Below are 26,867 nucleotides of genomic sequence, written 5' to 3' on the forward strand. Positions count from 1 at the left end.
CTTCCTTACCTTCCAGTGATGTCCGCGAGGATGTCGATCAGCTCAGGATGATCCACAGCGAGGTCACGAGGCGTCGCACTGATCTCGGGCTCCATCGACGACGGCGTGCCGGGACGGCCGATCGGACCGATGTCCGCCTCGAACGCCGGGCGAATGGTGCCGTCCGGAGCCTGCAGGCTCACTCGATAGTGTGCCTCGGCCAGCAGAACCGGCTCGCCGGGAACACGCGGATGGCTGGTCACCTCCACCGACACGACCACACGGCAGCCCTGCGCCTGCGCGATCGTGTGCAACTCCCTGATCGCCCGTTCGATACTGCTGTTCTGCAGTTTCAGGTTCACGTCACGGTGGGCCATCATGATTCCGTCGGCCAGCTCGTCACCGAAGCCCGGACCCCACATGTGCGCACGCTGGTAGTCCGGCAGGCCGACCTGTGAGCCAGGTTCGGTGTAGTTCTCGTAACCCGGCGCGTCCGCGCGGGCAATGGCGTCTTCGATCTCGCCCGTCGCCCGAACCGTGACCGAGTTGTCCTCGTTGGGCCGTGCCTCCGGACGACCTGCCGCCTGCGGGGTCGACGGGAAATGCGTGGGCACATCCCCTTGTGGCGCGCCCATACTGGACATCCAGTTGTGGTACTCGTCCATGGTCGCGAACCGGTATTCGATCCGGATGCCGTCGCCTGCCGGGATTTCCACCCAGAACGGCTCGGGGTGCCCCGGATCGACACCGAACGTGGTGGTCTGCGGCCCGTCCGCCGTCGTGTAGTGGATCTCCGACGAGCGCGGGCCGTTGGCACGGAACGCTTCGCCGTAGAGCACGCCCATGTCGCCGTTGCCGCCACTTGGCCACATGTTCACGTCGTCGACGACGTTCGTGGCGGGGTTGCTGGGATGGCTGTGCGCCATCAGTTCCCACGAACCGACGTCCTGTCCGTCGAGGATTTCCTTCCACCGCTGGGGATTCCCGCCCGGCGCGGGCCCTTCGCCCGGTGCAACCTGGACGCTCGTACTGTCGCCCTGGACCACGATGTACTCGCCCGTCTCGGTGTTGCGGTAGATCGCCGCCTCACGCAGCGGGTCCTCGGCGATCGTGTTGCGGTACATCGTCTCGGCGTCCGCCCGGTTGCGCGGGTCGGCCGGTTGCATGACGGTTTCGACAGGCATTTCGATGGCGCCACGCTGGCTCCACCACTCCATGATCGCGCCGCGCTGGCTCCACGCCTCGGCACCCGCGCCGACCGCGGCACCCGTACCGAAGCCCGTCGCTGCGGCGGTGCCGCCAGCGCGCAGAATGGTCCCGAGCGGGTCGCCGCTGCGCCAGGTGCTCTCGTTGAGGATCGCGCCCGCCATACCGGACGGCAGGCCGCCGATCGCGCCTTCGATACCGCCTTCCAGGCCTTTCAGCCCGATCGTGCCCCAAGTCCCGGCGCGAGCGGCACCCGCCAGCGACGCGAACGCTGGCGTGTTCATCAACGCCTCCAACGCCCTCGCGCCCATACCGGCCGTCGCGCCAGCAACAATGGCGTCGACGAGGCCCTGCGCGAGGTCGACGGCCAAGTCCTCTCCGCCGTACGCGGCGCCCCGACCACCCGCCTTCACGGCGATGCTGGCTGCCGTCGCCGCGATCCCGCCCGCCACGGCAGCGACGACGGTCGCGCTCGTGCCCAAGTACGCGGCGGCAGCGGCAACGGCCGGACCGGCCGCACCAGCGGTAAGCACTGTGACAGCGATACCCGCGGCGACTGCGGCGGCCATGGCCATGGCATCGGTAGCGCTGTCCACCGCGGCACGGTGTTCCTCGACGTCCTTGTCGCCGTAGCCAAACCAGCGTTCCATCCGCTGCCGTGCGGCGGCGATCTCCTCCGGCGACGCGCCCTCAGCGACTAGGCGCTGGTACTCGTCGTACGCCCGGCGCGCTTCGTCGGTCGTCGCGTTGAGGACGTCTTCTTCCTCGTTGTCGAACGCCTCCGACAGGATGCCAGTGCCTTCGTTGACCTCCCAGTCGCGCCGCGCCTGCATGTACGCCATCTGCTCTTCGGGCGTTTTCGTACCGTTGAGCAGGGCCGCTGTGTCCGCCCAGTCGCGGCCGGACAGGTCGCCTTCGAGATCTTCGGTGAGGTCTCCGCCGGTCAGCTCGCGGTACTGGGCCGCCAGCGCCTCGATCTCCTCGCGCGACTTGCCCCGCAAGGTCTGCCGGATCATCGCCTCGTTCGTGCCGCCACCGGCGACGGCGTAATGCATCTCCTGTACGTCGGTGAGATGCCCGCCCTGCCTGATCAGGTCGTTGGCCTCGTCCTGCGAGTAGCCCGACACCTCGAAGGCGATCACCGCACGGAACGCGCCAGGGCCCCACATCGGGTTGTTGGCGTCGTACTGGGCCTCCAGGTCCCGCATGTTCTGCATGGCCCGCTCGTCCACAGTGGACTGAGCTTCGGCCCGCAAGGCTTCGAGCCGTTCCACGCGTTGTGCCGGCGTCAGCAACTGGTTGGCCGGATCGGCCATAAAGGACACTTCGAGGTCACGCATGACATCGCGGCGCGCGCGACCGTATTGGTTACGCAGCACGGCATTCACGGCTTCGTCGTCGGTGTAGAACGACTCGTGCTCGATCTGGATCCTGGCCGCGTCCATCCCGGTCAGGTCGTATGCCTGCTCCGCCTGTGCCAGCCGCAGTTCGCCACCGGACAGCTCGTCCTCGACGTCCGCGTCGAACCCTTCACCGTAGGCCGCACGCACCGCTTCGGTCCGGCGCCTGACCTCGGCGGCGATCTGTTCGGTCGTCAAGCCTCTCGCTGCGGCGTCGGCTTCCACCTCGGCCTGGATCTGCGAGTACACACCGTGAATCGCGGCTTCGTCCGTGCCGAGACCGTCCATCGCTTCACGCAATGCGGCAGCGTCCGCCGCTGCCGTGTCGCCGCTGAGCAACGCGGTCGCTTGGGCGAGTTCGTTGTCCCCCAACTCACTCGACAATTCCGAGGTCAGATCCACGCCGTAGCGCTCGCGATAACCGCTCACGATCGCTTCGCGCTCGGCGGGCGTGCGGTTGCGGAGGGTCTGCATGATCGTGGCTTCGCTGGTGCCCGCACCGGCCATGGCCTCGTTCAGCGTCGCGATGGCACCAGCCACCGGGTCGCCGCTCATCAGCGCCTGCGCGCGTTCGAGGCTTTCGTCGCTCAGGTCGTCGGCGATGTCCTCGTCCATGTCGCGACCGTCATACGTTGCGGCGTAAGCCTTTCGCATCGCCGCGATCTGGATCGGGGTCCGCCCGGTCAACGCGGTGAAGAGCCGGTCCTCATCGGTGCCCATGCCCCGCACCGCGCCACGAACGTCACGAACCAGCACGCCCGCGTCAAAGCCCGGGGACTGGCTCGCCCCGATCTGGTTGAGGTCCTCCCAGCCGAATTCCGCGATCACCCGCCGCTCAATGGCCGCGGAGATGTCCGGCACACGGCGTTCACGCAGCCCGTTGACGACGTTGCCCGCGACCGCCGCGATCGGGTCCTGGCCGCCCGATTGCAGGAACTGCAGGACAAGCGTCCGTTGCTGGGCTGACAGCGTCGCCATTTGCTCGGCCAGCGCCGCCCGGTTGCCCGCAGCGGCCTGTTCCCGGACTCGCGCGAGCAACTCCAGGTCGGAGCTGATGGTGTCGCGGGTCTGGGCGTTGCGCATGGTCCGCCACTGGTCGAGCACGCCGCCGAACAGGTCGGAGAAGCTGAACGACGCCTCCTCGGTGGCCTGAATGTCCTGGTCACCGCGTGCCGTGACCTGGTCGGCCGCCACGCTCGCCTGTGCGTCGAGGTCGATGATCGCCGCGTCAGCCTGAGCGTTCGCCGCGGCGGCGAGTTCTTCGACCTTGGCGGCCATTTGCTCGGCCGTCACGCCAGCAGCCGCCGCCACACCGTCGATCTCGGCGTTCAGCCCGGCTTCCTCGGGTTCGGCGTACTCGTCCCGCAGCGCTGACAGGGCAGCGACGCTCCCGCCGGGATCGAGCCTGGCCAGCGCGGCGTCCGCGAACTCACGGGCGTAGCGCGGCACCTCGAATTTCACCTGGGCGAGGACGTCGCCGATCTCTTCCGCTTGCGGCACAGGCGGTTGCTGTGGTGCTTGGGTCACCGCTACGGGCGCTGGAGCGGGCGGACGGACCGCGGTCCCGCTGTCCGCGACCGCCCTGGCCTCGGTCGCCGGGTCGCTCGTTTCCTGCCGACGCTGCGTATCCAGTGTGCGAGCCTGCAACGAGAGCTCCCGTGGCGCCTCGCAGAGCGGCCTCGGATCAAGCGGCGGGATTGTGTCGATCGACTGTGCGGCCGACGACTGCCACCGTGTCACATCGGGATTCAGCAGGGAGGTGACCGCTTGGTTGCCGCCGAGTTGCTGCAGGCCAAGCAGGGTCGCCGGAGTCATCGGCGCGGTCGTGCCATGCGGGGTGAACAGGGCAGGCGCGGCATCCCTCGCGACGGTCGGCGAACTCGTGGACGCGGGCACAGGATCTTGCGCTGGCACCCGCTCGTCGCCCACCGGTCTCCCTCAACTAGGCATGGTAAGTACCAGTGGTACAACGGCCGGTGTCCGTGCACAAGATCGTCACGTCATCGTTGCCCTTTGAGGAAGCCAAATGGTCGGCGCAAGAAGGCCGTCATCAGGCGGCGTACTCGAACAGTTCGACGAAGTTGCCTGACGGGTCCTGCAAGAGGATCTGCTTTCCGCCGGGACCGCTGACAATGTCGTTACGGAACGTCAGCCCGGCAGATCGCAGCTGCTCGACTTCGGCGGCGAGGTCGTCGAAAACGAGCTGGATCCGGTTCCAGCCACCGGGTTGCGGTGCGACGCCGTCGGGCATCGGCCGTCCCGCCGAGCTCTTGGGACCGGACAGCAGCAGCCGCAACGGTCCACGGCTGACCGAGGCGAACGCGGGGCTGGCATCCATGTCGACGGTGAAGCCGAGGTGTTTGGTGTAGAACTCGACGGCCGCGGCCACATCGTCGATGAGGTAACGGAAATTGGCCTGTAACATGGTCGACGCTCCTTTGCGGTTTAGGTCACCAGGCTCAACAAGAACTGGTTGCGGGTATCGATTTCCGCGGCAACCTTGCGGAATTCGGGATAGCTGTCGTGATCATTCGCCGCGGCGGCAGGCGGATCGGGCAGGCTCCAGTGCATGGCAGTGGCCGCGCCATGATCGCGCGGAACTTCACGAACCTTGTCGCACAACGTGATCACGTAATCAAACCGGCGATCAGCCAAAGTGGACAGTGCGGTCGTGCGCTGCGCACTGAGGTCGATGCCGTACTCCTCCCCCATCACACGCACAGTGTTCGGGTGCAGCACGGGTTTCGGATGGCTGCCCGCGCTGGCCACCTCCACCTGGCCACCACTGCGGTGCCGCAGCAAGGCCTCGGCGATCGGCGAACGAGCGCTGTTTCCCGTACACAGAAACAAAACCGAGCCGCTCACCGACACGGTCGGCTTGGGCGGCGCAAGCGCTGGATGAAGCGCGGTCGCAGCTTCGGCAAAAGCCTCGCCACAACGGGAAAGGTCGAGATGGTAGTACGTGTCGCGGCCGTCGAAGTTGCTGCGCCGCGAGGTGACAAGCCCAGCCGAACGCAGCAACCGCAGGTGATACGAGACCAGGTTCTGCGGTTCGCCCACCGCTGCGACGAGTTCCCGCACCCGGCGGTCGCTGGCGGCGAGCTCGGCCATCAGCTCCCACCTCAACGGGTGTGACGCCATCTGCATCAGCAGCGGTACGGCCATGACGCTAAAGTACATCAAACAGGTTTGATGCATCAACCTGATGTGATGCATTGTCGGCTGGAGGGACCATGGCAGAACTGCGTCGTCAGCTGGGCGTACTGGACGCTGTCACGATCGGGCTCGGGTCGATGATCGGCGCGGGCATCTTCGCCGCACTGGCCCCGGCCGCCCGAGCAGCGGGATCCGGCCTGCTCATCGGGCTCGCGGTGGCAGCGGTCGTCGCCTACTGCAACGCCACGTCCTCCGCGCGCTTGGCGGCCCGCTACCCCGCCTCCGGCGGCACATATGTGTACGGCCGCGAGCGGCTCGGCGAGTTCTGGGGTTACCTCGCGGGCTGGAGTTTCGTGGTCGGCAAGACCGCGTCCTGCGCGGCGATGGCGTTGACCGTCGGCTTGTACGTCTGGCCATCGCACGCTCACGCCGTCGCGGTTGCCGCCGTGGTCGTGCTGACCGCAGTGAACTACGGCGGCATCCAGAAGTCGGCCTGGATGACACGCGGGATCATCGCGGTGGTGCTCGCTGTCTTGGCGGTGTTTGTCGTGACCGCGTTCGAGCATGTCTCTGGCGGCCATTTCGCCCTTGACAGCGATGTCACGCCGTTCGGGGTGCTACAGGCGGCCGGTTTGTTGTTCTTCGCCTTCGCTGGGTACGCCCGTATCGCCACCCTTGGCGAGGAAGTGCGCGATCCTGCCCGCACAATCCCCCGCGCGATCCCGATAGCCCTTGGAATCACGCTTGTCGTGTACGCGCTGGTCGCCGTGGCAACGCTCGGCGTGCTCGGGCCGCAGCAACTCGCGCAAGCGACCGCGCCGCTGTCACAAGCGGCTCCGTCATGGTTGGAACCAGTCATACGAGTCGGCGCCGCCTGTGCCGCGCTCGGTTCGTTGCTCGCGTTGATCCTGGGCGTGTCGCGGACAACTCTTGCCATGGCACGGGATCGACGGCTTCCGTTCGCGCTTTCTGCCGTGCATCCGCGTTTTGGCGTGCCGCATCGCGCCGAGGTTACAGTCGGCGTGATCGTTGCGGTGGTTGCGGCTGTGGCGGACGTGCGCGAGGCGATCGGGTTCTCATCGTTCGGTGTCCTGTTGTACTACGCAATCGCCAACGCGTCCGCGTGGACGCTTACGCGCGCGGAGAACCGGCCGCCACGCTGGATTCCCGTGCTCGGCTTGGTTGGCTGCTTGGTGCTCGCGTTCACGCTGCCGTGGACGTCGGTCGTTTCCGGCGGCGCGGTCGTTGCCCTCGGCGCCCTTATTTGGGTTGGTCGTGGGTTGAGCAGTGGATCCCGCCGCCTCCGGAGGCAATCGTCGGGATCTTGACGGGCACCACGTCGCGGCCGGGAAAGTGGTCGCGCAGGATCTGCTGCGCGCGGTCGTCGGCCGCCGTATCGCCAAACTGCGGCACGAAGACCGCGCGGTTGGCGACGTAAAAGTTGGCGTATGAGATCACGCTGTCCTCGCCGTATTCGGTGATGTTCTCTGGATCCGGCTGGGGCAACTCGACGACCTCGATCTTCTTGCCCTTGGCGTCGGTCGCGTCGGCAAGCACCGTCTTGGCCTGCGCCGCCGCCCTGGACCAGACATCCTCCGGCGCGCCGGGAGCTGGCTTGTCCAGCAGGACCACCCCTGGTGCGGTGAAGCGTGCCAGGCAGTCGACGTGGGCGTCCGTGATGTCCTCGCCGCGGACTCCGGCGAACCAGATCACCTTCCGCACACCGAGGACCCTCTTGAGCTCGTCCTCGATCTGCTGGCGGGTTTTGCCCGGGTTGCGGTTGTCGTTGACCAGCGAACTCTCGGTCGCCATCAGCGTTCCCACGCCGTCGGTCTCGAACGAGCCGCCTTCGGCGACGATGAACGTCTCCGTGCGCGCCAGCCCGTACTTGCTCAGGACCGCACGGGCGACGGCCGCGTCCTTGTCGTGCGGTTTCTGCTTGTTGCCCCAACCGTTGAAGTTGAAGTCGACACCGTTGACCGCGCCACCTTCCTCGACGAACACAGGCACGGTGTCGCGCTCCCACAGGTCGTCCACCGGAATGGGTACGACCTCCACCGCGTCTCCGCAGGCAGCGTGCGCGTCCTCGGCGTGTTCAGGCCTGGTCAGCAGCACGACTGGCTCGTAGCCCGCGATCGCGCGCGCCAAGGTCGCGATGTCGTCACGCGCGCCGGGAAGGTCGCCTTCCCAGATCGACCTTGACGCTGGCCAGGACATGAATGTGCGCGCGTGGTTCTCCCACTCCGCGCCCAGCCTGCGCGTGCTGACCGTCGGCGCTGGCGCTGGGCTCGCGTCGGGCTGCGAGCAGGCCGCGGCCGCGACACCTACGAGGGCGGACAGGGCGGTTCGACGAGAGAAATCAGGCACAGGAACACGGTAACATCCTGACCGAATTTTTAGTCAGGAACCGACCACCGCTAAGGTGACGACCCGTGCCCGAACGTCAGCAGCAGATCCTGGAAGCCGCGGTCCGCGTGATCGCCCGCAACGGTGTGCGTGGATTGCGGGTCGAGAAGATCTCGGCCGAGGCCGGTATCTCGACCGCGCTGATCTACTACCACTTCGGCAACCGTGCCGGTCTGCTGCGGCACACGCTCGAATTCATCAACGACCGGGCGGCGGTTTACACCCAGCAGGTGTCGGCCGAGACTCCCCGCGCCGAGCTGGAACTGCTGCTGTCGCGAGAACTTCAGGACTCGGAAACCGTGCGGGAGAACAGCACCGCGTGGGGAGAACTGCGGGCGAGCGCTGTGTTCGACGCGGCCCTGCGGGAGCCGTTAGCCGAGTCGACCCGCATCTGGGTTGGCGAGGTCGCCGAGGTGATCGAGCGCACCAAGGCCAAAGTGGACGCTGTGGCCGTGGCGGAGCGACTGACCACATTGGTCGAAGGCTTGAGCGAAAGGTGGCTCAGCGGTTCGATGACGCTGGATCGCGCCCAAGAGTTGCTCAAGGGCGCGATCGCGAGGGAGATCGGCTAGGCGCCTTCCCTTGCCGCGGACCGGCCAGCTTGCCGTCCCGAGAACAAGCATCCACCCAGGAACGTGCCTTCCGACGCGCGGTAGCCATGCACGCCACCGCCACCGAAACCGGCCACTTCCCCTGCGGCGTAGAGCCCAGGGATCGGGCTGCCGTTGGCACCGAGGACGCGTCCCGACAGATCCGTCTGCAAGCCGCCCAACGTCTTTCGCGTCACAATGTTCATCCGGATGGCGATCAGCGGACCGGCCGCCGAGTCGAGAATCTTGTGCAGAGCGACCGTGCGCGCGAGGCTGTCTCCGCTGTAGGCCAATGAGTTGCGGATACCCATGATCTGGGTGTCCTTTGTGAACGGATTGTCGACCTGACTGTCCCGCAAGGCGATCTGCCGGTGCAGGTCGTCGGCATTGATCAGGTTGGCGCCGGTGAGCCGGTTCATGCCAGCAACGAGAGTGGGCAGCGAGCTGGCGATGACGAAGTCCGGACCGCGGTCCATGAACGCCTTGACCGGCGGCGGCGTGCTGTTGAACAGGCGGCTGGCCAGGTAGCCGATCAGGTCCTTGCGGGTCAGCTCGGGATTCTGTTCCGAGCCGGACAGCATGAACTCCTTGTCGATGATCCGCTTGTTCAGCACGAACCACGAATAATCGTGGCCGGTACGCATAATCAGCTCAAGAGTACCCAGGGTGTCATAGCTCGGCACGCCAGGATTGGCAAGACGGCGCCCGTTGGCGTCGAACCACATCGAGGAAGGTGCTGCCAGAACCCGGATTCCATGGTCAGGCCATATTGGACTATGGTTGATCATGCCCTCGGTGTAGTGCCACATCCGGTCCCGGTTGACCAGCCGCGCGCCCGCAGCCTCACTGATGGCAAGCATACGACCGTCCACATGCGCCGGAACACCAGTGATCATGCGGCTCGGCGGGCTACCGAGGCGCGCAGGCCAGTTGCGCCGCACCGGTTCCTGGTTGCCGCCGATACCACCGTTCCTGGTCGAGCAGCAGCACGCGGCGGCGCGCGGCGGCGAGTTCGGAGGTCGCGACAAGCCCGGCCAGCCCACCGCCGACGACGATGGCGTCGGCATCCACTTTCGGCGCGGCCACGGCTTCACCCGCGCCCAGCATGCTCAGCGCGGCGGCACCTCCGGTCGCGGCGAGCAGGTTACGGCGACTCGTCATTGAGACCTCCGGAAGTCGTTGGGCCACAAGCAGAAAACCAGGATCAACCGGACAACTGATAGGACTCGATCACCAACTGCCGGCGCCAACGTTGTGCGCCCGACACAACCGTAACCATGATCACAGTGAAAGTTAGGCAAGCCTTCCCTTACTTTGGTCGTAACGAGTGAGGAGAGGGTGTTCGTGAGTCGTTCCCTGCGGGTGGCGATCGTCGGTGCAGGTCCAGCCGGTATCTACGCGGCCGACTTCCTGTGCAAGTCCGACGTGGACGTCGATGTCGATATCTTCGAACGGATGCCCGCGCCGTTCGGGCTGATCCGCTACGGCGTAGCCCCCGACCATCCCCGGATCAAAGGAATCGTCGACGCCCTGCACCGAGTGCTGGACAAACCCGGCGTGCGACTGTTCGGAAACGTCGACTACGGAACAGACCTGAAGCTCGACGACCTCCGCGAGTTCTACGACGCGGTGATCTTCGCGACCGGCGCGACCAAAGACCGCCCACTGGACATCCCAGGCATCGACCTGGACGGAAGCTACGGCGCGGCGGACTTCGTGTCCTGGTACGACGGCCACCCCAGCGTGCCACGAACCTGGCCCCTGCACGCATCCAGCGTGGCAGTGCTCGGAGTAGGCAACGTCGCCCTCGACATCGCCCGCGTACTGGCAAAGTCAGCAGAAGAACTGCTGTCCACGGAGATCCCGGACAACGTCTTCGAAGGACTGCACGGCAGCGCGGTGACGGATGTGCATGTCTTTGGCAGGCGCGGGCCCGCGCAGGCCAAGTTCACGCCACTGGAGTTGCGGGAACTGGACCACTCCCCGTACTTCGAGGTCGTGGTAGACCCCGAGGACATCGAATTCGACGACGGGTCGATGACCGCGATCCGCGGGTCCAAACAGGTCGACATGGTCGTGAAAACGTTGCAGGAGTGGGCAATTCGGGATCGCCGCCCGCATACGCGGCGGTTGCATCTGCACTTCTTCCACTCCCCTGTCTCAGTGCTGGGGGCCGATGGCAAGGTGACTGGCCTTCGGACCGAACGGACCGAGCTGACCGGGGATGGGAACGTCCGGGGTACTGGACGGTTCCATGACTGGGATGTTCAAGGGGTTTACCGGGCGGTTGGATACCTGCCGTCCCATCTGGCCGATCTGCCTTTCGACCACGATTCTGGGACCGTGCCGCATGCGGCTGGCCGGGTGTTGGACATTGATGAGAACCAGCTTGAGGGGGTTTATGTCACCGGATGGATCAAGCGGGGGCCGGTGGGGTTGATTGGGCATACGAAGGGGGATGCTTCCGAGACTGTGGCCAGCTTGCTGACCGATACGCCCAATATGGCTGTGGCTCCGCAGCGTCATCCTGGGGCTGTTACGGAATTCCTTGCGGCGCGCGGGGTTTCGTATACGACTTGGGATGGGTGGTTGCGGTTGGACGCTCATGAGCGGGCTCTTGGCGCTGAGCGGGGTCGGGAACGGATCAAGGTGGTTGAGCACGAGGAGATGGTTCGGGTTTCTCGGGGCGGGGACAGCTGATTCGCGGCTTTTCCTCGGTTGGGCTTCCTTCCAGCTTGGTTGCTTGCGCGGTTGAGCTTTGCACCCAGCTTGGTTGCTATTGTCTGGCTTCGGCTTCGGTGTGGTTGTTGTGGCTTTGTTCCTGTTCCAGTGTTTCGGTGGTCGCCGTGGCTCGATTTGACATGGGAACCCCGCGCGACAATGCCACTGACTTAAGCATTCCAGCTGGTCGCAAGCGGCGGCAGGTCGACGGTCGGCGACATTTCATGTCCACAATGGACGGTCTGCTGTCACATAAGTCCCACTCGCCACGCGCGTCACACCTGTTACCCGGGTTGACGCCGTGAAGGCCACCCTCGCGGCATCTAACGCCAATGCCAGGAACTTAGGGTTCGGGGTTTGGTCGGATGCCTGGGGCGTGCGCGAGCCGTCGACCTGCGAAGATTTGTGGCTGACACGGCTGGGTTGCTGCTGAGACTGGGGTGCCGCGGCGAGGGCGCCGGGCATGTGCGTCACCTTGAGGGGTATGAGGGCCGAGTTCGCTGCGTTGAGCGCAGTCAAGGTGGCCTTCACGGCATCAGGTTCCGTCGCAGGTGGGACTGATGTTACACGTGTGACTAACGAGGCGAATTTCCGTCCTTAATAGACCTTGAGATGCTCGAAAGCGCCAGGCCACGGACTTGGTTAAGTTCCTGGCATTGGCACCCAACGCCCCAAAAGTTCCCCTCACGGACCGTCGCGGGCCTGAATGAAGGCCACTGTGGACAGTGAGCCGACCATCAGTGGCGCGGCCACACCTTGCTTGCGGGCTGGGTCACCCGCGTTCCGCACCTCTGGAGATCAACCTCGAGCCCCACTCCTGCAGGTCACCTCTGAAGTGCGAGAACTCTCTCAAGTCAGTGGCATTGCCGCGCCGGGTTCCGATGTCAAATCGAGCCACGGCGACCACCGAAACGCTGGAACAGGAACAAAGCCACAACAACCACACCGAAATCCAAAGCCAAAAATAGCAACCAAGCTGGGAACCGAAGTCAAACCACACAAGCAACCACGCTGGAAGCAAAACCCAAACTCCAACCGGCCACGCTGGAAGCAAACCGAACCAGCAACCGACAATCCCAAAAGCGGCTACTTCTTCAACCGGCGACTCCCGCCATGCCAATCCTCCTGAACCCCAACCTCACCAGCAGGAACCCCAAAAGCAGGCAACTGAGGCTGTTCCCGCAAGCTCCGCTTCAACTCAGCGAAACCAGGGAACCGCGCCAAAGCAACCACGTGCTCCCAAAGCTCAAGGGCCTCGGCCTCCCCCGGCAGCCGACTGATCACGGGCCCGAACAGAGCCTTCCCCTCAGGCGGCGCGAAGTGCAAGATCGGCGTCCCGACATCCTTGCCGGTCAAGCCCAATGCCTCATCAGTCTCAGCCCGAATCACGGTATCCCAAGAAGCATCGTCCAAAGCGGACCCATACTCCGTCGGCAACCCATTGCGCGCCAACACTTCAGCAGCCAAACCCTCAATTCCGCGATACGCCGCAGCCGCCGAACCTCCAGGCACCGGGTCGCGCTCGAAAGTCTCCTGACCAAGCACCTCATAGAAGCCGCCAACCGCGTCCGCGCCTTCGGAGGAGCGAATCCGCGCCGCCACGCGCAGCAGCTTCAGGCCAGCAGTGTGCGATTCTTCGTACTCCGGCGGGAAGTGGGCCGCGTAGTCAACCCCGCTGTTGACCATCCGAAGCGAAATAAACCGCCATTCGACGGCATAGGAACGTTGCCGCTGAACGATCCGGACCCACTTGCTCGTCATCCACGCGAACGGGCACACCGGGTCGAAGTAGAAGTGCAGGTCGGCCATCATCCGAGGCTAGCTAGTCCGGAGCCCGCTGCGCCACCAGGCGATCCGGTGACACCACGCCGCCATCAGCGGCCACGAAAGCAAGCCGAGCCTCCGAGGACGAGTCCTCAAAGAACCGCGGCGAAGTCCCTCCGGGCCGGGGCCGGAACTCACGCCCCCAGGCCCCCAAAGCCGCGATCACCAAGCTCAGGCTCCACCCTGCCTCGGTGAGAACGTATTCGTCACGCATCCGGGCCCCGGCATCCTGGTAGCTACGCCGGACCATCAAACCCTCGTCGACCAGGAAAGCCAGGCGTTTGGCCAGGATGTTCGGCGCCACGCCGAGGCCGTCGCGAAACTCCTGGAACCGCGTCGACCCCAGCACCAAGGCGTCACGCACGATCAGCAGCGTCCAACTATCCCCGAGCACTTCAAGACTTCGGGCGATGGAGCAGGTCGAGTCCTTGCCGAGTGCCTTCGACATGCCACCAGCATACGGGATGAGTTGCGCAACGCTACTCAGCCCAGCTAGATTGCGCGGAGCAACTCAGCTGAAGGAGTCCTCCCGTGTTCAGCAATCGCGGCAGTTTCTGGACCGCGGGCGCCGTGGTCGCGCTCGCGCTGTGGACCAGCGCGTGCCCGACCATGACCTACCCGCTCTACCAGGCCGAATGGCACGTCTCGACCGCCACCGTGACCTGGATCTTCGCCGCTTATCCGATCGCGCTGATCCCGGTTTTGATCATCTTCGGCGACCTGTCGGATCACATCGGGCGACGAGCCGCGATGGCCCTCGGATTGCTCGCTGAGCTCATCGGCGTGCTGCTGTTCGCGGTCGCCACGGACGTGACCTGGCTGCTGGTAGGCCGCGCGTTCATGGGCCTGGGCGTCGGGTTGTCGCTCAGTCCAGCCAACGTGGCGATGGTCGAGTTCAGCGCGCCCGGCCAGGAGAAACGAGCCGGGGCGATCGGCACCGCGATCTCCGCGATGGGCATCGCGCTGGCGATGATCGTCGGCGGAGCGTTGACGGAGTACGCGCCCTACCCGCTGCGCCTGAACTTCGTCGTCCTGGCCATCGTGATCGCCGCCGTGATTTTGTTCGTGCTGCGCATGCCGCGCCACACCCGAGACGAGACAACCGAAAGGTGGCGCGTACGCCCGATCATCATCCCGCGTGGCAGTCGCGGGATCTTCGCGGCAGGTTCGCTCATCTTCGCTTCGTCGTTCCTGCTCGGCTCGATCGTCCTGCCGCTCGGTGCCAAGATCGCCCAGCAGCTCGCAGGCTCGACGAACGCGCTGGTCACGGGCGCGCTGCTGTCTATTTTCGCAGGCTGCGTCACGCTCAACGCCTTGCTCGCACGCCGCCTGGAAGTCTGGACCATGCTGACGCTTGGCGCGGTCGGTTCGATCATGGCGGTGTGGCTGTTCGTGCTCACCGGCACGTCGCACTCTTTGGTTGTTTTCTTCCTCGCGTCAGCCACCGCGGGCGTGGCGTACGCCTTCGACTTCGCCGGTGGCCTGACTGTTCTCAGCAAGTACGCAGCACCGCATCACCGCGCGAGCATGGTCTCCGGCGGTTACCTGATCGGCTATCTCGCCCAAGGGATAGGCGCCCCTGTCCTTGGCATGATTGTCACAGGACAGGGGCTGATGTCCGGACTGCTTGACGGCGCGGGCGCTTACACCGTCTTCTTCGGTGTTGCTCTGGTCACGGGCGTTGTTGTACTGCGGTCAATCCATCGCCGGACGGCTAGTTCAGCCCTTCTTCCCACAACCTGAATCGCGGGCAGCCATCCACATCGACTTCGGCGGTCAGCATCTTGTCGTCGAGATACCGTGCCGCTGTCTGGTCGAGATACACCCGCGCGCCCTTCTGCGCGAGAACTTGATCACCGTCGAACGGGCAGTCGACAAGTTCTGCCGACAGGTTCGCTCCCTCTGGGGAGGTTTTCACCGCCGCGATACGGACACCCGCGGCGTTCGGCAGATTACTCGCCGAAGTGATCGCACTGACAACCTCAACTGCTATCGGGGTAAGCACCAGCATGGAAATCACCCTTTCGCAGAGGCAATTCGCTTAAGTCTACCTGTTTCGGCACGTCCGTAGCGTGGTAGCCGATGAACGACACGCCGGCCATTGGAGTCACTGATGTCCACAGTAGAGCGTCCCGTGATCGTCGCTGGCTACGACGGTTCCGCCGCGGCCCACCAAGCGGTCATGTGGGCGGCCGGGGAAGCCGCGAGCCGGCGGATCGGGCTCGTCGTCATCCAGGCCGTCGGCATGCCCGCATTGCCGGAAGTCTCGCCGACACCGGCACTCTGGGTCGCGCCACAGTTCAATGTGGACCAACAGAAGGCGCTACTCGATCATGCCGCGAGCGAGTTGGAAAGCATCGCCGACGCCTGCCGCAAGGCACACCCCGGGCTTGCGGTCACGCCACACGCGGTGTCCGGTCGTGGTCCGGAAACCCTTGCCGAAACAGCGTCCGAAGCCGAGCTACTGGTCATCGGTCCATCTGGCCGGACCGCGTTGCCACGAGTGCTGCTCGGCTCGACAGCCTCCGAACTCATGTACACCTACCAGCGCCCGATCGTGATCGTGCGACAGGACTCCCCCGGCAAGGGGGTTGTCGTGGGCATCGATGGGTCGAACACAAGCGCCGTCGACTTCGCGTTCGATTTCGCCGACCGGCATGGGCACGAACTGCTGGCCGTGCACGCGTGGTCCGATCTTCCACTCGACGCGTTGGCGCCCGTGCGCACATGGGATTACGCCTGGCAGGACATCCACGACAAAGCAGAGCAGATGTTCGTCGAGTCGCTCGCTGGCCACCGGAAACGTCATCCCGATGTCGACGTCCGTCAGGTGATCTCGCCCGACCGGCCCGCCCACGCCCTGATCGAACATGCCCAGGATGCCGCGTTGCTCGTTGTAGGTAGTCACGGGCGAGGCGCGTTGAAACGCGCGCTGCTCGGCTCGGTCAGCCATTCAGTCGCCAATCACGCGCCGTGCCCCGTGGCGATCGTGCGCTCGCCTGACGCGTGAGGTCGGGCTGTTCGGGATCCAGTTCGCTTCAAGCATTCTGCTGTCACCGGAGACCAACCGATGGGTCACCATCGGGCTTTCGGTTGTCTACATTGGCCTCGCGGTTCTCCGGTTCGCGTTGCGCTATCGGGACGTGCGCAAGCTCAGCCGTGACGGCTTGTGCGCCGCATGATCAGCACGGCGGTGTCGTCCTCCGGCGGATGCGTCCTGGTCAACGCCGACATGACGGCCGCACTCACCGCTTCGGCCGGTTGCGGTTCGACCGCGCCGCACAACCTGTCCAGACCGGCGTCCAATGTCCACTCGCGTCGCTCGACGAGCCCGTCGGTGTAGAAACAGGCGACCGCGCCTTCGGCGATGTCGATCTCGGTGGTCCGGCGCTTCTCCTCGTACCGCACGCCGATCGGCGGATCCGCGGGTATTTCGAGCAGCCGCGTCGGCTGGCCAGGGGTTGCCAGCACGGGCGGTGGATGTCCGGCGAGCGACACCCGAATCCGCTCTAACGAAGGCTCCACGACCGCGTACAGCACGGTCGCCATGGCACCTGGCTCGAAATGTGTCGCTTTACGGTTGAGTTTGTCCAAAACGTCCGCGGGATCGTCAACTTCGAGCAAGGCGTACGACCGCAGGGCGCTGCGCAACCGGCCCATCACCACCGCGGCAGGCAGGCCGTGACCGACCACGTCACCCATCACGATGCCCCACCAACCGCCGGGCAGCGGGAAAACGTCGTACCAATCCCCACCAACCCGCAGGTCAGCGCCGGGAACGTAGCGTGCGGCGAACTCCATGCCGGCTAGCTGAGGCAACCGGCCCGGCAGCAGACTGCGCTGCAACGCCGCAGCCGTGGCCCGCTCGGTCCGCGAGACCTGCATCTGGGTGGCCAGCGCGATCCGGTCAGCCGCCAATTGCAGCAGTTGCACGTCGTGGTCGGTGAACTGACGATGCGCGAACGTGCCCACGTGCACGACGCCGACGAGATGACCCGCGGCCACCATCGGCACGCCCAGCAGCGCGTGCAGGCCCTTTTCCCAGAGCAGCGGGTTCACCACGGTCGAGGCGTCCACGTGCTGGATGCGCACGGCTTCACGCCGGGCCGCCACCTGCCCAGCGAACCCCGCACCCAGCGGAATCCGGACGCCTTGGCGGACCTCTTCCTCGAACCCGGAGGAAGCGGTCGCCACCAGCTCACGGGACGCGGGGTTGTACAGCAGGACGGTCGCGGTGTCCGCGGCTAGCAGCTCGCGCACCCGCTCCAGCAGCTCCTGCAGGAGTTTCTCCAGGTCGAGGTGCGACAGCGCCGAATCGGTCACGCTCTCGATTCGCTGCAGCTGATCCTCAGCACCAGGCCCCTCCACCACCGGCTCAGGTTAATGCACCCAAGGCAGGCAGCAAATCCAGCCAGGCCGAAGTGGAGTTTCGGCCAGGCCTGCCACGGCAATTCCTGGGTATGACGCACAGGCAGCTCGGCACGGTCACCACCGACGTGCCCGCCCGGATGGACCGTTTGCCATGGGCCCGTTGGCACTGGCTTGTCCTCGCTGGGCTTGGGACGGTCTGGATTCTCGACGGGCTCGAAGTCACCATCGTCGGCGCGCTGGCCGAACGTCTTACCGAGCCAGACAGTGGCCTCGCCCTCACGGATTCCCAGGTCGGCTTGGCCGCCGCGCTGTACGTGGCAGGCGCGGTGACCGGTTCGCTGGTCTTCGGCTATCTCACCGATCGGCTTGGCCGCAAGAAGCTGTTCTTGATCACGCTCGGGCTCTATCTCGCGGCGACCACGGCCACCGCGTTCTCGTTCGATGTCTGGTTTTTCGTCCTGATGCGGTTCCTGACCGGTGCGGGTATCGGTGGCGAGTATGCCGCGATCAACTCGGCTATCGACGAACTCGTCCCGGCCCGGCTGCGCGCCACGGTGTCGCTGGCGGTCAACGGTTCCTACTGGGGCGGGGCCGCTGTCGGAGCCGCGCTCACCCTGCTGCTGCTCGATCCGGCGCTGTTCTCCGCCGATGTCGGCTGGCGGGTGGCGTTTGGACTCGGCGCCGTGCTCGGGTTGGTCATCCTGCTTGTGCGCCGCCATTTGCCGGAAAGTCCTCGATGGCTCTACACGCACGGCCACAACGACGCGGCCGAGGAGCTCGTTGGCTCGATCGAGAAGAAGATCGAGCAGGACACCGGGACCACGCTGGACCCGGTTGACGACACGTTGGAGGTCAAGCAACGCGCAAGCACGGGATTCGGTGAGATCGCCCGGACCGTCCTGCGCACATATCCGCGGCGTACTTTGCTTGGGCTTGCGCTGTTCGTCGGTCAGGCTTTCCTGTACAACGCCGTGTATTTCACGTTCGCTCTCGTGCTGGCGACGTTCTTCGGCGTGCCGAGCGCTCAGTCCGGGTTGTACCTCATTCCGTTGGCAGTGGGCAGTTTGATCGGCCCGCTCGTGCTCGGTCGGTTGTTCGACAGCATCGGTCGGCGCACGATGATCAGCGCGAGTTACCTGGGTTCCAGCGGGTTGCTGATCGTCACCGCTTGGCTGTTCTCCGCCGGGTTGCTGTCAGCGTGGACGTTGGCCTTGGCGTGGGCCGTGATCTTCTTCTTCGCCTCGTCCGGTGCGAGCGCGGCCTACCTGACGGTGTCCGAGATCTTCCCGATGGAGATCCGGGCGATGTGCATCGCGTTGTTCTACGCCGTCGGCACCGGCCTTGGCGGGATCATCGGGCCGATCCTGTTCGGCAGCCTGGTGGAAAGCGGTGATCCTGGCAATGTCGCGATGGGCTACATCCTTGGCGCCGGGGTGATGATCCTTGGCGGTGTCGCCGAACTCGTGCTGGGCGTGGAGGCTGCCCGGCGTTCGTTGGAGGACGTGGCGACACCGCTTTCGGCTCAGACCAGCGGCGTCCCGGCCTAGGATTCCTTGTCTGGTGGGAGGAATCCGTGCTCGGACAGGTCGAACCAGTTGCCTTCCGGGTCGATGGCCCGGTACTCGGCGAACGGCCGGTCGGTCGGCCTGGTCACCGGCCGTGGCACGCCCGCGGCCACCATGTCCTGCGAGATCGTGGCGACGTCGTCGACCTTGAACCCGAAGTGGTTGAAGCCGACCGGTGTCTCGCTGTCGAGCTGGTGCTGGATCAACGCCAGGTTGATGTAGCCGTCGGTGAGGAAGTGGCTGCCGTCCGGGTCGACGTGGAAAACCTCCATCTGCAGCTGCTCGCGGTAGAAATCCGCGATCGTGGCCGCGTCCCGTACGACGAACGCGACATGCCGCAGCTTTGGCCTGCTCACCGGCTACCTCCAGGGATCATGTTGTGGAACGCGACAATCGACCAGCCGGCGTGGCCGCCGCGCCGGACGATCGCTTGTGCATGAGTGGTGATTCCGGCCGGGTACACCGTGGTGACGGCGTGTACGAGGTAGATCCCCTCGGCGAGCGCCCGGACCAAGCGGACTTCGGGTTTGAGCAGGGTGCCTGCGTACACCGAGGTGAACAGGGCGGCGTGGGATGCTGCGACTGCCTCCCTGCCATGGTGTTCATCGCCCCGCACGGTGACGAATTCGACGTCCGGGTCGAAGACGCTCGCGAACGCCTGCGCGTCACCCGCCGCCCAGCCTTCGGACATTCTGTCCCAGAGGGCGCTGATCTGTTGCTCTGTCACGCGGACTCCTTGTGGGAAAGGGAAAGCACACGCACCGGGATCTGGACGCAGTCGGGTTGCCAGGCGGCGAGGGTGTGATAGAGCCTGCCGTGCAGGCGTTCGACGTAACACACCACGTTGACCGGCCAGCCGCTCGCGCTGAACATGTACTCGTCCATCGGCGTCGGCTCTTCGCAGAGGGGATGCGCGCGGGCCGCCTCGGGGCCGAGCCGGTGCCAGTCCGGGTGCATATGAATGGACCCGAGGATTTCCTGACCCATGGCGTCTGCCGTTCTCGAGATGCGCAGCAGGTCTCCCGGGTCGAACCACCAGGCGCGCACGGGGTTCTCGTACGCGGCGCCGAAGGTCGGGACAACGACCAGGTCGAATTCCTCTCGCGCGGCCGGGTTTGTTGTCCGAGCGTTGCGGCCGAACTCGACACGCTCGACGATGTGCGCGCCGTCGACCGTATGGCCGAGCAACACCGCGAAGCACGGTCTCGGTTCATCCGGCGTGATGGCCTCGTACTGCCTGGCCGCGGCGTTGAGGAACGGCCGCAGCACCCGGTCGGACAGCAGCACCACAGGTGCCCTGTTCGGCATGGAAATCCTCATCTGTGCAGGGGGGTTTCGGACACACAACCACAGACCGCCGATCACAGCGGGATTCGGGCATATGACAATGGGTGATAACACTTGGACCGAGAGGACCCGTATGCGTCTCGACTTTCGTCATCTGGAGTTGATCGTCGCCATCGGGAACACCGGCAGCCTGCGGCGGGCAGCCGCCGAACTGCACCTCACCCAGCCCGCGGTGACGACCCAGCTGCGAAGGATCGAGCAGCACCTCGGCGGCGCGTTGTTCATCCGCGACCGGGAAGGCGCGCAGCCGACCCATCTGGGCACGCAGGTGCTGCAACATGCCAAGCAAGTACTTGGCCAGTTGGGCGAGTTGGAGCGGACCGCGTGGCGGACTTCGACTCCCGTGCGGGTCGCGGGCGTGCCTGCGCAGCAGTACGCGTTGCTTGTCAAGACCCTCAAGGCTTTGTTGCCCAACGATGTCGTCAGCTGTACCCATCGCTCTACCCGGCAACTGCTTTCCTTGCTGGCGACGGGCGAGGTCGATGTGGCTGTGCTGCGGGAGTTCCCGGGTTTTCCGTTACGGCTGCCGCCGCTGGTCGAGCACAGGCTGATGCTGGTTGAGCCGATCTTCGTCGGGGTTCACGAAGGTCATCGACTAGCGTTCAACGAAGAGGTGTCGCTGTCCTCGTTGGCTTCGGAGAGCTGGGTGATGCCGAACCACGATGACAGCGGGATGAACGAGTTCTTCGCGGCGGCGTGCCGAGAGGCTGGCTTCGAGCAGCGGATCACCGATTTCACCACTGAGTCGCATGTGGCGTTCACGTTGACCGCTTCGGGGCGGGTCATCTGCCCGCTGTATCCGATCGGCACTAACCGGGACGGCCTGGCGACCTTGCCGCTCACCGGGAATCCGTTGACCCGCAAGCTCTTCCTCGCTTGGCGCACGGACTGGCCGGAGGCGTCGCTTGTGGACGAAATATGCGCGGACATCGACTCGGGCTATCGTGAATTGGTGGCGAACACTCCCGTTTACGCGCGGTGGTGGGCGCGAAGCAGAAAGGGTGAGACCGTTGGCGATCCGGGGTATGAACCACGCGGTGCTGTGGGTGCGCGACGCGAAGGTGAGCACTGATTTCTATGTTGACGTACTGGGTTTCCGGATCGTGCACCGGACCCCGAAGGCGGCGTTCCTGCAGGCGCCGGACTCCGTCAACGATCACGACCTCGGCCTGTTCGAGATCGGCCCTGAGGCGGAACTGAGCACCGCGGGCACCGGCCAGGTCGGCCTGTACCACGTGGCTTGGGAGGTCGCGACTCTCGCTGACCTGCAGGATTACGCCTCCCGTTTGGAGGCCGCCGGGGCTCTTGTCGGGTCTGCGGACCATGGGACCACGAAGGGTCTGTACGCCAAGGACCCCGATGGCCTTGAGTTCGAGGTCTGCTGGCTCGTGCCGCTTGAGCTGGTCGACGATTCCACCCGTAACCACCGTGGCGACCTCGACCTTAAGGCCGACATCGCCCGGTATGGCGCTGCCACGGTGGGCGCCGGTTCCCGATAACCGGGACCATCACTCTCAAACGCCTGGTCAGCGGCCGTTGTACTGTATGCTACAGGCGTGACCGAGGATGTAACGGATGCGACACGAAACCCCGCCCTTGTGGAGCTGAGGGCCCGGATTCGGGCGGGATGGGACGACTTCTCTCCCGCCGTTCGTGGCGTGTGCCGGTCCCTGTCCGCGATCACTCCTGAGCGGTTGCTTTACATGTCCGCTCAGGAGCTTGGGGCTGAGGCGAAGACCAGCAATGCCACCGTCATTCGGACGTTGCAGGGGCTCGGGTACTCGGGGCTCGCCGAGCTCAAGGGGATGGTCGCGGCGCCCTTCACCAGTCACATTCCGCCGGAGGAACGAGCGCGGCAGCGGGTTGAGTCCACTGGTGGGGATCTGGCGAAGGTCTGGAACACCGTCGTGACTGAGTCGGTTGACCGGATCGAGCTTCTTCGCAGCAAGTTCGCGCCTGAGGGGTATGAGCTTGCGGTGCGGCTTCTCGTTGAGGCGCGGCGAATTTGGGCCTACGGGTGGGGTGCGTCCTATGTGGCCGCTGAACAGCTCGCGTTGAAGTTGCGGCGGATGGGTCGGCATGCTCGATCCATTCAGAGCACTGGCTTCCGGCTCGCCGATGATCTCATCGATCTTGAGGCTGGTGAGGTTGTCGTCGTGTTCGTGCCGGGGCGGCTGCCGAATGAGGTTGAGGTGCTGCTTGAGCGGGCGCGGACGGTTGGGGCGAAATGTGTGTTGGTGAGCGATGAACTCGTTGATGAGATTGGGGACGACGTCACGGTTGCGTTGTACGCGCCGAATACGCCGACGGGGATGACTGCTGAGCCGTTGACTGCGATTGTGCTTGCCGATGCGCTTGCGCAGGCAGTGGCGGCCAATGATCGGGAGCGGACTGTTGAGGCGTCGCATCAGTTGACTGCGTTGCGGGAGCAGCTTGGGTTTCGGGGAAAGTCCAAACGGAACGGTCACTGACGGTCGTGTTCTGACAGGTGTTCGAAGGTCTGGCCTGTCGCGGTGATTGTTCTGGTTACGTGCAGGCCGCCGTAGATCCAGAAGATGCGCATGAGGCCGTTACCGCGGTTGACAAAGCGATGTGGGACGCCCGCGGGTACCCAGGTGTTCACGCCAGCGTCCACATCGAACTCTGAGTCTCCGATTATGACCGTTGCTTCGCCTTCCAGTACAAGCACACACTCGTCTACGTTGTGGGAGTGCAGCGGAATTCCTGTCCCAGGCGCGAAACTGGTGACGCCGGTGGTCACTGAGGACTGCGTCGAGTTCCATTTGCCGACCATGGGCAGCGTGGCTATGCCTTGGCCTCGGTCGAATGGTTCTACTTCGGATGGACGGATCAGCAGGCTTGGCTCTTGTGGAATCACGTCAACGCTCCAATCACCGCTTCGGTCACCGCTCGGGTCCGGGTTGTCCCATCAGGATTCAGCTGGATTGATCCGTTACTGAGGGCCTGCCGCACTGCTGCGCGGATTCTGTCTCCAGCGGACGGCGCGCCGAGGTGGTCGAGCATCATGGCGGTCGCGAGGATCTGGCTGAGCGGGTTTGCTTTGTCCTGACCCGCGATGCTTGGGGCGCTGCCGTGGATGGGTTCGAAGTATGCCTGCGACGCACCGATGTTGCCGCCTGGGCACAGCGCCACTCCCCCGATTGTGCCGCCGCCGAGGTCGCTGAGGATGTCGCCGAACATGCTCTCGGTGACGATCACGTCGAAATGCCGCGGGGACATCACCAGAGCCTGCGCGGCAGCGTCCACATAGACGCACTCGGCCTCGATGCCCGGGTATTCGGCGGCTACCTCCAGGAACACGCTGCGGAAGAAAAACATGCTGCGCAACACGTTCGCTTTGTCCACACAGGTCACTCGGCGCACGCCGTCTTCAGGCGCGCCCTGACGTGTGGACGCCAACTCGAAAGCATAGCGGGCGATGCGCTCGCTACCGGCTCGCGTGACGAGCAAAGTGTCGGCCATAGCTTGGGAATTACCGACGCCCTTGCCACGCGAGGCGTACAGGCCTTCGGTGTTCTCGCGCACGATCACATAGTCGATACCGTCATCCACCCGCAGGGCTGAACGCACGCCGGGCAGCAGGGTGATCGGCCGGACATTGGCATACAGGTCCAGGCCGTTACGCAGGATGCCGCCGAGCAAGCCAGCTTCCGTGCCGTCCGGCAGACGTACATCCGGGAGTCCTACCGGGCCTTTCAGCGTCGCGTCAGCGGTGAGGATCACCTCAAGATCCGCCTCGGCCAGGGCGGTTCCCTGGTCCAAATAGGCCGCCGCGCCACCGCGGACCTCGACGATTTCGACATCCGCCACAGCCTCAAGCACGGCTAACGCGGAGTCGACGAGTTCCGGGCCGATGCCGTCGCCTCTGATGACCGCGACACGATAGGACATCTACCTGCCAATCAGTGAGCCGAAGAACCTTTGCACCGCAGGAAGTACCGCTGAGCCACTATGCGCGACGCCGTCCACGACGTCGAAGGTCACGTCGATACCCCGAGATTCGAAATTGCGCCGCAAGGTCCGCAGGCGCTCGACGCGTGTGCGGCCAGTTCTCTCGCAGCCGTCCATCCAGTTCGACTCGCCCGGGTTGTTGATCTCGAATTCGTCCAGGTCCTCACTGCCGACCACCATGTGCACCGGCACCTGGCGGACCGCGTCGAGGTCGATCGACTGGCCGAATCGGTCCTCGAAACCCTTGGTGCCCAACCACCACGGCAGCGAGTCGTCCAGCTGGGTGATCCGGCCGGGCGCGCCGATCGACGCCCCAGCAAGGCGCGATGGGTGCAGGAAAAGGAACCGGTGGGTGAACTGGCCGCCGCCAGAAAATCCGTGCAGGTAAAACCGTTCTGTGGCAACGGGATACCGTGCCGCGACCTCGTCGATGATCGCGAGCAGCATGTGGTCGAATCGGATCCCGTGGTACTCGATGAACTTGAAGTTGTGTACGTCGTCCGGGTCAATCAGGCCCGCCGGAAACAGTGGCGCGAGGATCACCACTCGACGTTCCTCAGCGAACTCGCGCATCGCGGTGCGATACTTCTGCGCTGTACGGCCGGTTCCATGTTGGATCACGACGAGCGGTGCTTGCGGCGGCAATTCCTGCGGCACATATAGGCAATAGTGCAACCGTGGGTCCACTTGGGACGCGATGAGCGGCGTGGACCCACGTGTGTAGAGAATGCTCGTCATGTCAGCCTCCCCACGAACGCGGCGCGTAGTTCGGCGACCCGCTCAGGATGCCAGTCCGGTCCAGGCGCCGAGGACAGCAGCATCTCGGTGTACGCATGTTGTGGCCTACGCAGGACTTCGGCGGTAGCACCCTGCTCGACCGCTTTCCCCAAGTACATCACCAGGATGCTGTCGGTAACCTCGCCGACAACCGCTAGGTCGTGCGATACGAAGACCAAACTGATGCCGGTCGTCACACGGATTTCGTTCAGCAGAGCCAAGATTTGTGCCTGTACGGACACGTCGAGTGCCGATGTGGCCTCGTCGAGGACGAGTACGGATGGGTTCACGGCGAGTGCCTTGGCGATCGCGACGCGCTGGCGTTGCCCGCCGCTGAGCTGGTGTGGGCGGGATTCGAGCAGCCGGGATGCCAGTCCCACCCGGTCCATCAGACCAGCCGTGGACTGGTCGGATCCGTGCCTGCGCACCACGTCGAGGAGGGCTGAGCCTACGGTCAGCCTGCGGTCCAGTGAGCCGTAAGGGTCTTGGAACACCATCTGGACTTCCCTGGCTCGGCGCAACCGCGCTGACCTGCCAGTTTCCCGCCAAGCGCGGACGCGGCCGTCGATCTCGACCGTACCCGCGTCCGGACGGGTCAGACCGACGAGCATGCGCGCGAGGGTGCTCTTGCCCGAACCGGACTCGCCGACCAGGCCGATGGCTTTTCCCTTGCCCAGCGAGAAACTCACGTCGTCAACCGCGACGATCCCGCGCGAGTGCCGCGTCGCACCGAATGCCTTGACCAGTCCGGTGGCACGGACGATGTCAGTCATGCTCGAACCGTCGAATCGCGTTCCGGCAGCAGCGGCACGGCGTCTGCCAGTGCTTTCGTATATTGCTGCGTTGGATTCACGAAGATCGCATCGCCTTTCTGATGGTCCACAATGGAACCTTCTTTCATCACGTACACCCGGTCGCAATACGCGGCGGCCAAACGCAGGTCGTGGGTGATGAACAGGACGCCCATCTCGCGCTCTCGTTGTAGACGACGCAACAACGCCAGAACCTCTGCCTGTGTCGTCACGTCCAGTGCCGAAGTTGCTTCGTCAGCCAACAGTAGCCGAGGAGTGATGCTCAAAGCAGCCGCGATCACGACCCGCTGCAGCATGCCCCCGGACAGCTGGTGTGGATAGCACCGCAACAGCCGGTCGACATCCTTCAGTCCAACTTCGACAAAAAGCTCCGATATGCGTTGCCGTGCCTCTGATTTGGGCATCCCGTGAACGTAGACAAGCCGTTCAGCCGCAGAATCGCCGATCCGCCGAACCGGGTTGAGCACGGACCGAGGTTCCTGGAAGATCATCGCGGCCAGAGTGCGCCGCACTTCACGCACCGCAACGGAATTGGTCGCGTCATGGCCGCAAACCGTGACATTTCCGGACACTTCCGCGCCATCGGGCAGGATTCGCAGTGCCGCCCTGGCAGTTGTGGACTTGCCCGAGCCGGACTCGCCGACCAAGCCGACCGTTTCACCTTCGGCGACCTCGACCGAGACGCCACGCAGGATCTGGTGGTCCCGCACGGACATAGTCAAGTTCTCAATGGACAGCATG

27 protein-coding genes are annotated in these 26,867 nt (G+C 64.9%); 9 read left to right on the forward strand and 18 right to left on the reverse strand.

The window, feature by feature from the left end:
- Nucleotides 1–5: 5 nt before the first annotated feature.
- From LWC34_RS18160 to LWC34_RS56990, 3 genes are all read right to left on the reverse strand, one after another.
- Complete coding sequence (locus tag LWC34_RS18160; protein WP_233726218.1) at nt 6–4,514, reverse strand: polymorphic toxin type 4 domain-containing protein; 4,509 nt, start codon at nt 4,512–4,514, stop codon at nt 6–8.
- Between the two features lie 121 nt (nt 4,515–4,635).
- Nucleotides 4,636–5,010, reverse strand: a complete 375-nt coding sequence (locus LWC34_RS18165) for a VOC family protein (protein ID WP_233726219.1) — start codon at nt 5,008–5,010, stop codon at nt 4,636–4,638.
- A gap of 20 nt (nt 5,011–5,030) precedes the next feature.
- Nucleotides 5,031–5,750, reverse strand: a complete 720-nt coding sequence (locus LWC34_RS56990) for an arsenate reductase/protein-tyrosine-phosphatase family protein (protein ID WP_284051455.1) — start codon at nt 5,748–5,750, stop codon at nt 5,031–5,033.
- 68 nt (nt 5,751–5,818) lie between these two features.
- Here LWC34_RS56990 and LWC34_RS18180 point away from each other — a divergent pair, with 68 nt between their 5' ends.
- Complete coding sequence (locus LWC34_RS18180) at nt 5,819–7,069, forward strand: APC family permease (RefSeq protein ID WP_233726220.1); 1,251 nt, start codon at nt 5,819–5,821, stop codon at nt 7,067–7,069.
- Here LWC34_RS18180 and LWC34_RS18185 read toward each other — a convergent pair.
- The gene (locus LWC34_RS18185; protein WP_233726221.1) at nt 7,002–8,108 is read right to left on the reverse strand and encodes an agmatine deiminase family protein; all 1,107 of its coding nucleotides are present in this window, start codon (nt 8,106–8,108) and stop codon (nt 7,002–7,004) included. The two genes, LWC34_RS18180 and LWC34_RS18185, sit on opposite strands and share 68 nt — an antisense overlap.
- A 65-nt stretch (nt 8,109–8,173) precedes the next feature.
- Between LWC34_RS18185 and LWC34_RS18190 the strand changes: the two genes are divergently transcribed.
- Nucleotides 8,174–8,719 (forward strand): TetR/AcrR family transcriptional regulator, encoded by a 546-nt coding sequence (locus tag LWC34_RS18190; RefSeq protein WP_233726222.1) that lies wholly within the window; start codon nt 8,174–8,176, stop codon nt 8,717–8,719.
- On the opposite strand, the gene LWC34_RS18195 is transcribed toward LWC34_RS18190, so the two are convergent.
- Together LWC34_RS18195 and LWC34_RS18200 are read right to left on the reverse strand one after the other, a co-directional pair.
- Nucleotides 8,716–9,678, reverse strand: coding sequence for an FAD-binding dehydrogenase (locus tag LWC34_RS18195; protein WP_233726223.1), 963 nt, complete (start codon nt 9,676–9,678; stop codon nt 8,716–8,718). The two genes, LWC34_RS18190 and LWC34_RS18195, sit on opposite strands and share 4 nt — an antisense overlap.
- Nucleotides 9,647–9,898, reverse strand: coding sequence for an NAD(P)-binding protein (locus LWC34_RS18200; protein WP_233726224.1), 252 nt, complete (start codon nt 9,896–9,898; stop codon nt 9,647–9,649). Before LWC34_RS18200 ends, LWC34_RS18195 begins: the two co-directional genes overlap by 32 nt.
- A 183-nt stretch (nt 9,899–10,081) precedes the next feature.
- On the opposite strand from LWC34_RS18200, the gene LWC34_RS18205 reads away from it, so the two are divergent.
- On the forward strand, nt 10,082–11,437 hold the full coding sequence (locus LWC34_RS18205; protein ID WP_233726225.1) for an FAD-dependent oxidoreductase: 1,356 nt from the start codon (nt 10,082–10,084) through the stop codon (nt 11,435–11,437).
- Nucleotides 11,438–12,544: 1,107 nt separating this feature from the next.
- Here the strand turns inward: LWC34_RS18205 and LWC34_RS18210 are convergent.
- Both LWC34_RS18210 and LWC34_RS18215 read right to left on the reverse strand, forming a co-directional pair.
- A complete protein-coding gene (locus tag LWC34_RS18210; protein ID WP_233726226.1) occupies nt 12,545–13,267 on the reverse strand; it encodes a DsbA family protein in 723 nt (240 codons plus the stop codon).
- A 13-nt stretch (nt 13,268–13,280) separates the two neighbouring features.
- A complete protein-coding gene (locus LWC34_RS18215; RefSeq protein ID WP_233726227.1) occupies nt 13,281–13,730 on the reverse strand; it encodes a winged helix-turn-helix transcriptional regulator in 450 nt (149 codons plus the stop codon).
- An 83-nt stretch (nt 13,731–13,813) separates the two neighbouring features.
- Here LWC34_RS18215 and LWC34_RS18220 point away from each other — a divergent pair, with 83 nt between their 5' ends.
- Complete coding sequence (locus LWC34_RS18220) at nt 13,814–15,025, forward strand: MFS transporter (protein ID WP_233726228.1); 1,212 nt, start codon at nt 13,814–13,816, stop codon at nt 15,023–15,025.
- Here LWC34_RS18220 and LWC34_RS18225 read toward each other — a convergent pair.
- Nucleotides 14,997–15,293 carry an iron-sulfur cluster biosynthesis protein gene (locus LWC34_RS18225; protein WP_233726229.1) on the reverse strand — a complete coding sequence of 99 codons (297 nt, stop codon included), beginning with the start codon at nt 15,291–15,293 and terminating at the stop codon, nt 14,997–14,999. The two genes, LWC34_RS18220 and LWC34_RS18225, sit on opposite strands and share 29 nt — an antisense overlap.
- Before the next feature lie 102 nt (nt 15,294–15,395).
- On the opposite strand from LWC34_RS18225, the gene LWC34_RS18230 reads away from it, so the two are divergent.
- Nucleotides 15,396–16,292 (forward strand): universal stress protein, encoded by an 897-nt coding sequence (locus tag LWC34_RS18230; protein WP_233726230.1) that lies wholly within the window; start codon nt 15,396–15,398, stop codon nt 16,290–16,292.
- 143 nt (nt 16,293–16,435) lie between these two features.
- On the opposite strand, the gene LWC34_RS18235 is transcribed toward LWC34_RS18230, so the two are convergent.
- Complete coding sequence (locus LWC34_RS18235; protein WP_233726231.1) at nt 16,436–17,653, reverse strand: PP2C family protein-serine/threonine phosphatase; 1,218 nt, start codon at nt 17,651–17,653, stop codon at nt 16,436–16,438.
- An 89-nt stretch (nt 17,654–17,742) separates the two neighbouring features.
- On the opposite strand from LWC34_RS18235, the gene LWC34_RS18240 reads away from it, so the two are divergent.
- Entirely contained in the window at nt 17,743–19,200 is a 1,458-nt protein-coding gene (locus LWC34_RS18240; protein ID WP_233726232.1) for an MFS transporter, read from the forward strand.
- On the opposite strand, the gene LWC34_RS18245 is transcribed toward LWC34_RS18240, so the two are convergent.
- The 3 genes from LWC34_RS18245 to LWC34_RS18255 are packed head-to-tail and all read right to left on the reverse strand — an operon-like array spanning nt 19,197 to nt 20,526.
- Nucleotides 19,197–19,574 (reverse strand): VOC family protein, encoded by a 378-nt coding sequence (locus LWC34_RS18245; RefSeq protein ID WP_233726233.1) that lies wholly within the window; start codon nt 19,572–19,574, stop codon nt 19,197–19,199. The genes LWC34_RS18240 and LWC34_RS18245 overlap by 4 nt on opposite strands.
- Nucleotides 19,571–19,945, reverse strand: a complete 375-nt coding sequence (locus tag LWC34_RS18250) for an SgcJ/EcaC family oxidoreductase (RefSeq protein ID WP_233726234.1) — start codon at nt 19,943–19,945, stop codon at nt 19,571–19,573. Before LWC34_RS18250 ends, LWC34_RS18245 begins: the two co-directional genes overlap by 4 nt.
- Complete coding sequence (locus tag LWC34_RS18255) at nt 19,942–20,526, reverse strand: MPN domain-containing protein (protein ID WP_233726235.1); 585 nt, start codon at nt 20,524–20,526, stop codon at nt 19,942–19,944. Before LWC34_RS18255 ends, LWC34_RS18250 begins: the two co-directional genes overlap by 4 nt.
- Before the next feature lie 112 nt (nt 20,527–20,638).
- Here LWC34_RS18255 and LWC34_RS18260 point away from each other — a divergent pair, with 112 nt between their 5' ends.
- From LWC34_RS18260 to LWC34_RS18270, 3 genes are read left to right on the forward strand one after another with little or no spacing between them, the layout of a single operon-like run.
- On the forward strand, nt 20,639–21,637 hold the full coding sequence (locus LWC34_RS18260; RefSeq protein ID WP_233726236.1) for a LysR family transcriptional regulator: 999 nt from the start codon (nt 20,639–20,641) through the stop codon (nt 21,635–21,637).
- Nucleotides 21,612–22,064: a VOC family protein gene (locus tag LWC34_RS18265; RefSeq protein ID WP_308200071.1), complete on the forward strand. Its 453-nt coding sequence runs from the start codon at nt 21,612–21,614 to the stop codon at nt 22,062–22,064. The genes LWC34_RS18260 and LWC34_RS18265 overlap by 26 nt, the downstream gene beginning before the upstream one ends.
- Nucleotides 22,065–22,121: 57 nt before the next feature.
- Nucleotides 22,122–23,036 carry a MurR/RpiR family transcriptional regulator gene (locus tag LWC34_RS18270; protein ID WP_233726238.1) on the forward strand — a complete coding sequence of 305 codons (915 nt, stop codon included), beginning with the start codon at nt 22,122–22,124 and terminating at the stop codon, nt 23,034–23,036.
- On the opposite strand, the gene LWC34_RS18275 is transcribed toward LWC34_RS18270, so the two are convergent.
- Genes LWC34_RS18275 through LWC34_RS18295 form a run of 5 tightly spaced genes read right to left on the reverse strand, consistent with a single transcriptional unit; the run spans nt 23,030 to nt 26,866 of the window.
- Nucleotides 23,030–23,443 (reverse strand): cupin domain-containing protein, encoded by a 414-nt coding sequence (locus LWC34_RS18275; protein WP_233726239.1) that lies wholly within the window; start codon nt 23,441–23,443, stop codon nt 23,030–23,032. The genes LWC34_RS18270 and LWC34_RS18275 overlap by 7 nt on opposite strands.
- Nucleotides 23,440–24,477: an isocitrate/isopropylmalate dehydrogenase family protein gene (locus tag LWC34_RS18280; RefSeq protein ID WP_233726240.1), complete on the reverse strand. Its 1,038-nt coding sequence runs from the start codon at nt 24,475–24,477 to the stop codon at nt 23,440–23,442. The genes LWC34_RS18275 and LWC34_RS18280 overlap by 4 nt, the downstream gene beginning before the upstream one ends.
- Nucleotides 24,478–25,275: an alpha/beta hydrolase family protein gene (locus tag LWC34_RS18285; protein ID WP_233726241.1), complete on the reverse strand. Its 798-nt coding sequence runs from the start codon at nt 25,273–25,275 to the stop codon at nt 24,478–24,480.
- Nucleotides 25,272–26,087, reverse strand: coding sequence for an ABC transporter ATP-binding protein (locus LWC34_RS18290; RefSeq protein ID WP_233726242.1), 816 nt, complete (start codon nt 26,085–26,087; stop codon nt 25,272–25,274). Before LWC34_RS18290 ends, LWC34_RS18285 begins: the two co-directional genes overlap by 4 nt.
- Nucleotides 26,084–26,866, reverse strand: coding sequence for an ABC transporter ATP-binding protein (locus LWC34_RS18295; protein ID WP_233726243.1), 783 nt, complete (start codon nt 26,864–26,866; stop codon nt 26,084–26,086). The genes LWC34_RS18290 and LWC34_RS18295 overlap by 4 nt, the downstream gene beginning before the upstream one ends.
- Nucleotide 26,867 lies beyond the last annotated feature (1 nt).

This window comes from Kibdelosporangium philippinense (assembly GCF_021390435.2).
GTDB lineage: Bacteria > Actinomycetota > Actinomycetes > Mycobacteriales > Pseudonocardiaceae > Kibdelosporangium > Kibdelosporangium philippinense.

What these genes read in the sequence shown, in the direction of transcription:
- LWC34_RS18165 (WP_233726219.1), bottom strand. Translation starts at nt 5,010, where the DNA reads ATGTTACAGGCCAATTTCCGTTACCTCATCGACGATGTGGCCGCGGCC.
- LWC34_RS56990 (WP_284051455.1), bottom strand. Translation starts at nt 5,750, where the DNA reads ATGGCCGTACCGCTGCTGATGCAGATGGCGTCACACCCGTTGAGGTGG.
- LWC34_RS18180 (WP_233726220.1), top strand. Translation starts at nt 5,819, where the DNA reads ATGGCAGAACTGCGTCGTCAGCTGGGCGTACTGGACGCTGTCACGATC.
- LWC34_RS18200 (WP_233726224.1), bottom strand. Translation starts at nt 9,898, where the DNA reads ATGACGAGTCGCCGTAACCTGCTCGCCGCGACCGGAGGTGCCGCCGCG.
- LWC34_RS18210 (WP_233726226.1), bottom strand. Translation starts at nt 13,267, where the DNA reads ATGGCCGACCTGCACTTCTACTTCGACCCGGTGTGCCCGTTCGCGTGG.
- LWC34_RS18215 (WP_233726227.1), bottom strand. Translation starts at nt 13,730, where the DNA reads ATGTCGAAGGCACTCGGCAAGGACTCGACCTGCTCCATCGCCCGAAGT.
- LWC34_RS18225 (WP_233726229.1), bottom strand. Translation starts at nt 15,293, where the DNA reads ATGCTGGTGCTTACCCCGATAGCAGTTGAGGTTGTCAGTGCGATCACT.
- LWC34_RS18230 (WP_233726230.1), top strand. Translation starts at nt 15,396, where the DNA reads ATGTCCACAGTAGAGCGTCCCGTGATCGTCGCTGGCTACGACGGTTCC.
- LWC34_RS18240 (WP_233726232.1), top strand. Translation starts at nt 17,743, where the DNA reads ATGACGCACAGGCAGCTCGGCACGGTCACCACCGACGTGCCCGCCCGG.
- LWC34_RS18255 (WP_233726235.1), bottom strand. Translation starts at nt 20,526, where the DNA reads ATGCCGAACAGGGCACCTGTGGTGCTGCTGTCCGACCGGGTGCTGCGG.
- LWC34_RS18260 (WP_233726236.1), top strand. Translation starts at nt 20,639, where the DNA reads ATGCGTCTCGACTTTCGTCATCTGGAGTTGATCGTCGCCATCGGGAAC.
- LWC34_RS18280 (WP_233726240.1), bottom strand. Translation starts at nt 24,477, where the DNA reads ATGTCCTATCGTGTCGCGGTCATCAGAGGCGACGGCATCGGCCCGGAA.
- LWC34_RS18285 (WP_233726241.1), bottom strand. Translation starts at nt 25,275, where the DNA reads ATGACGAGCATTCTCTACACACGTGGGTCCACGCCGCTCATCGCGTCC.
- LWC34_RS18290 (WP_233726242.1), bottom strand. Translation starts at nt 26,087, where the DNA reads ATGACTGACATCGTCCGTGCCACCGGACTGGTCAAGGCATTCGGTGCG.
- LWC34_RS18295 (WP_233726243.1), bottom strand. Translation starts at nt 26,866, where the DNA reads ATGCTGTCCATTGAGAACTTGACTATGTCCGTGCGGGACCACCAGATC.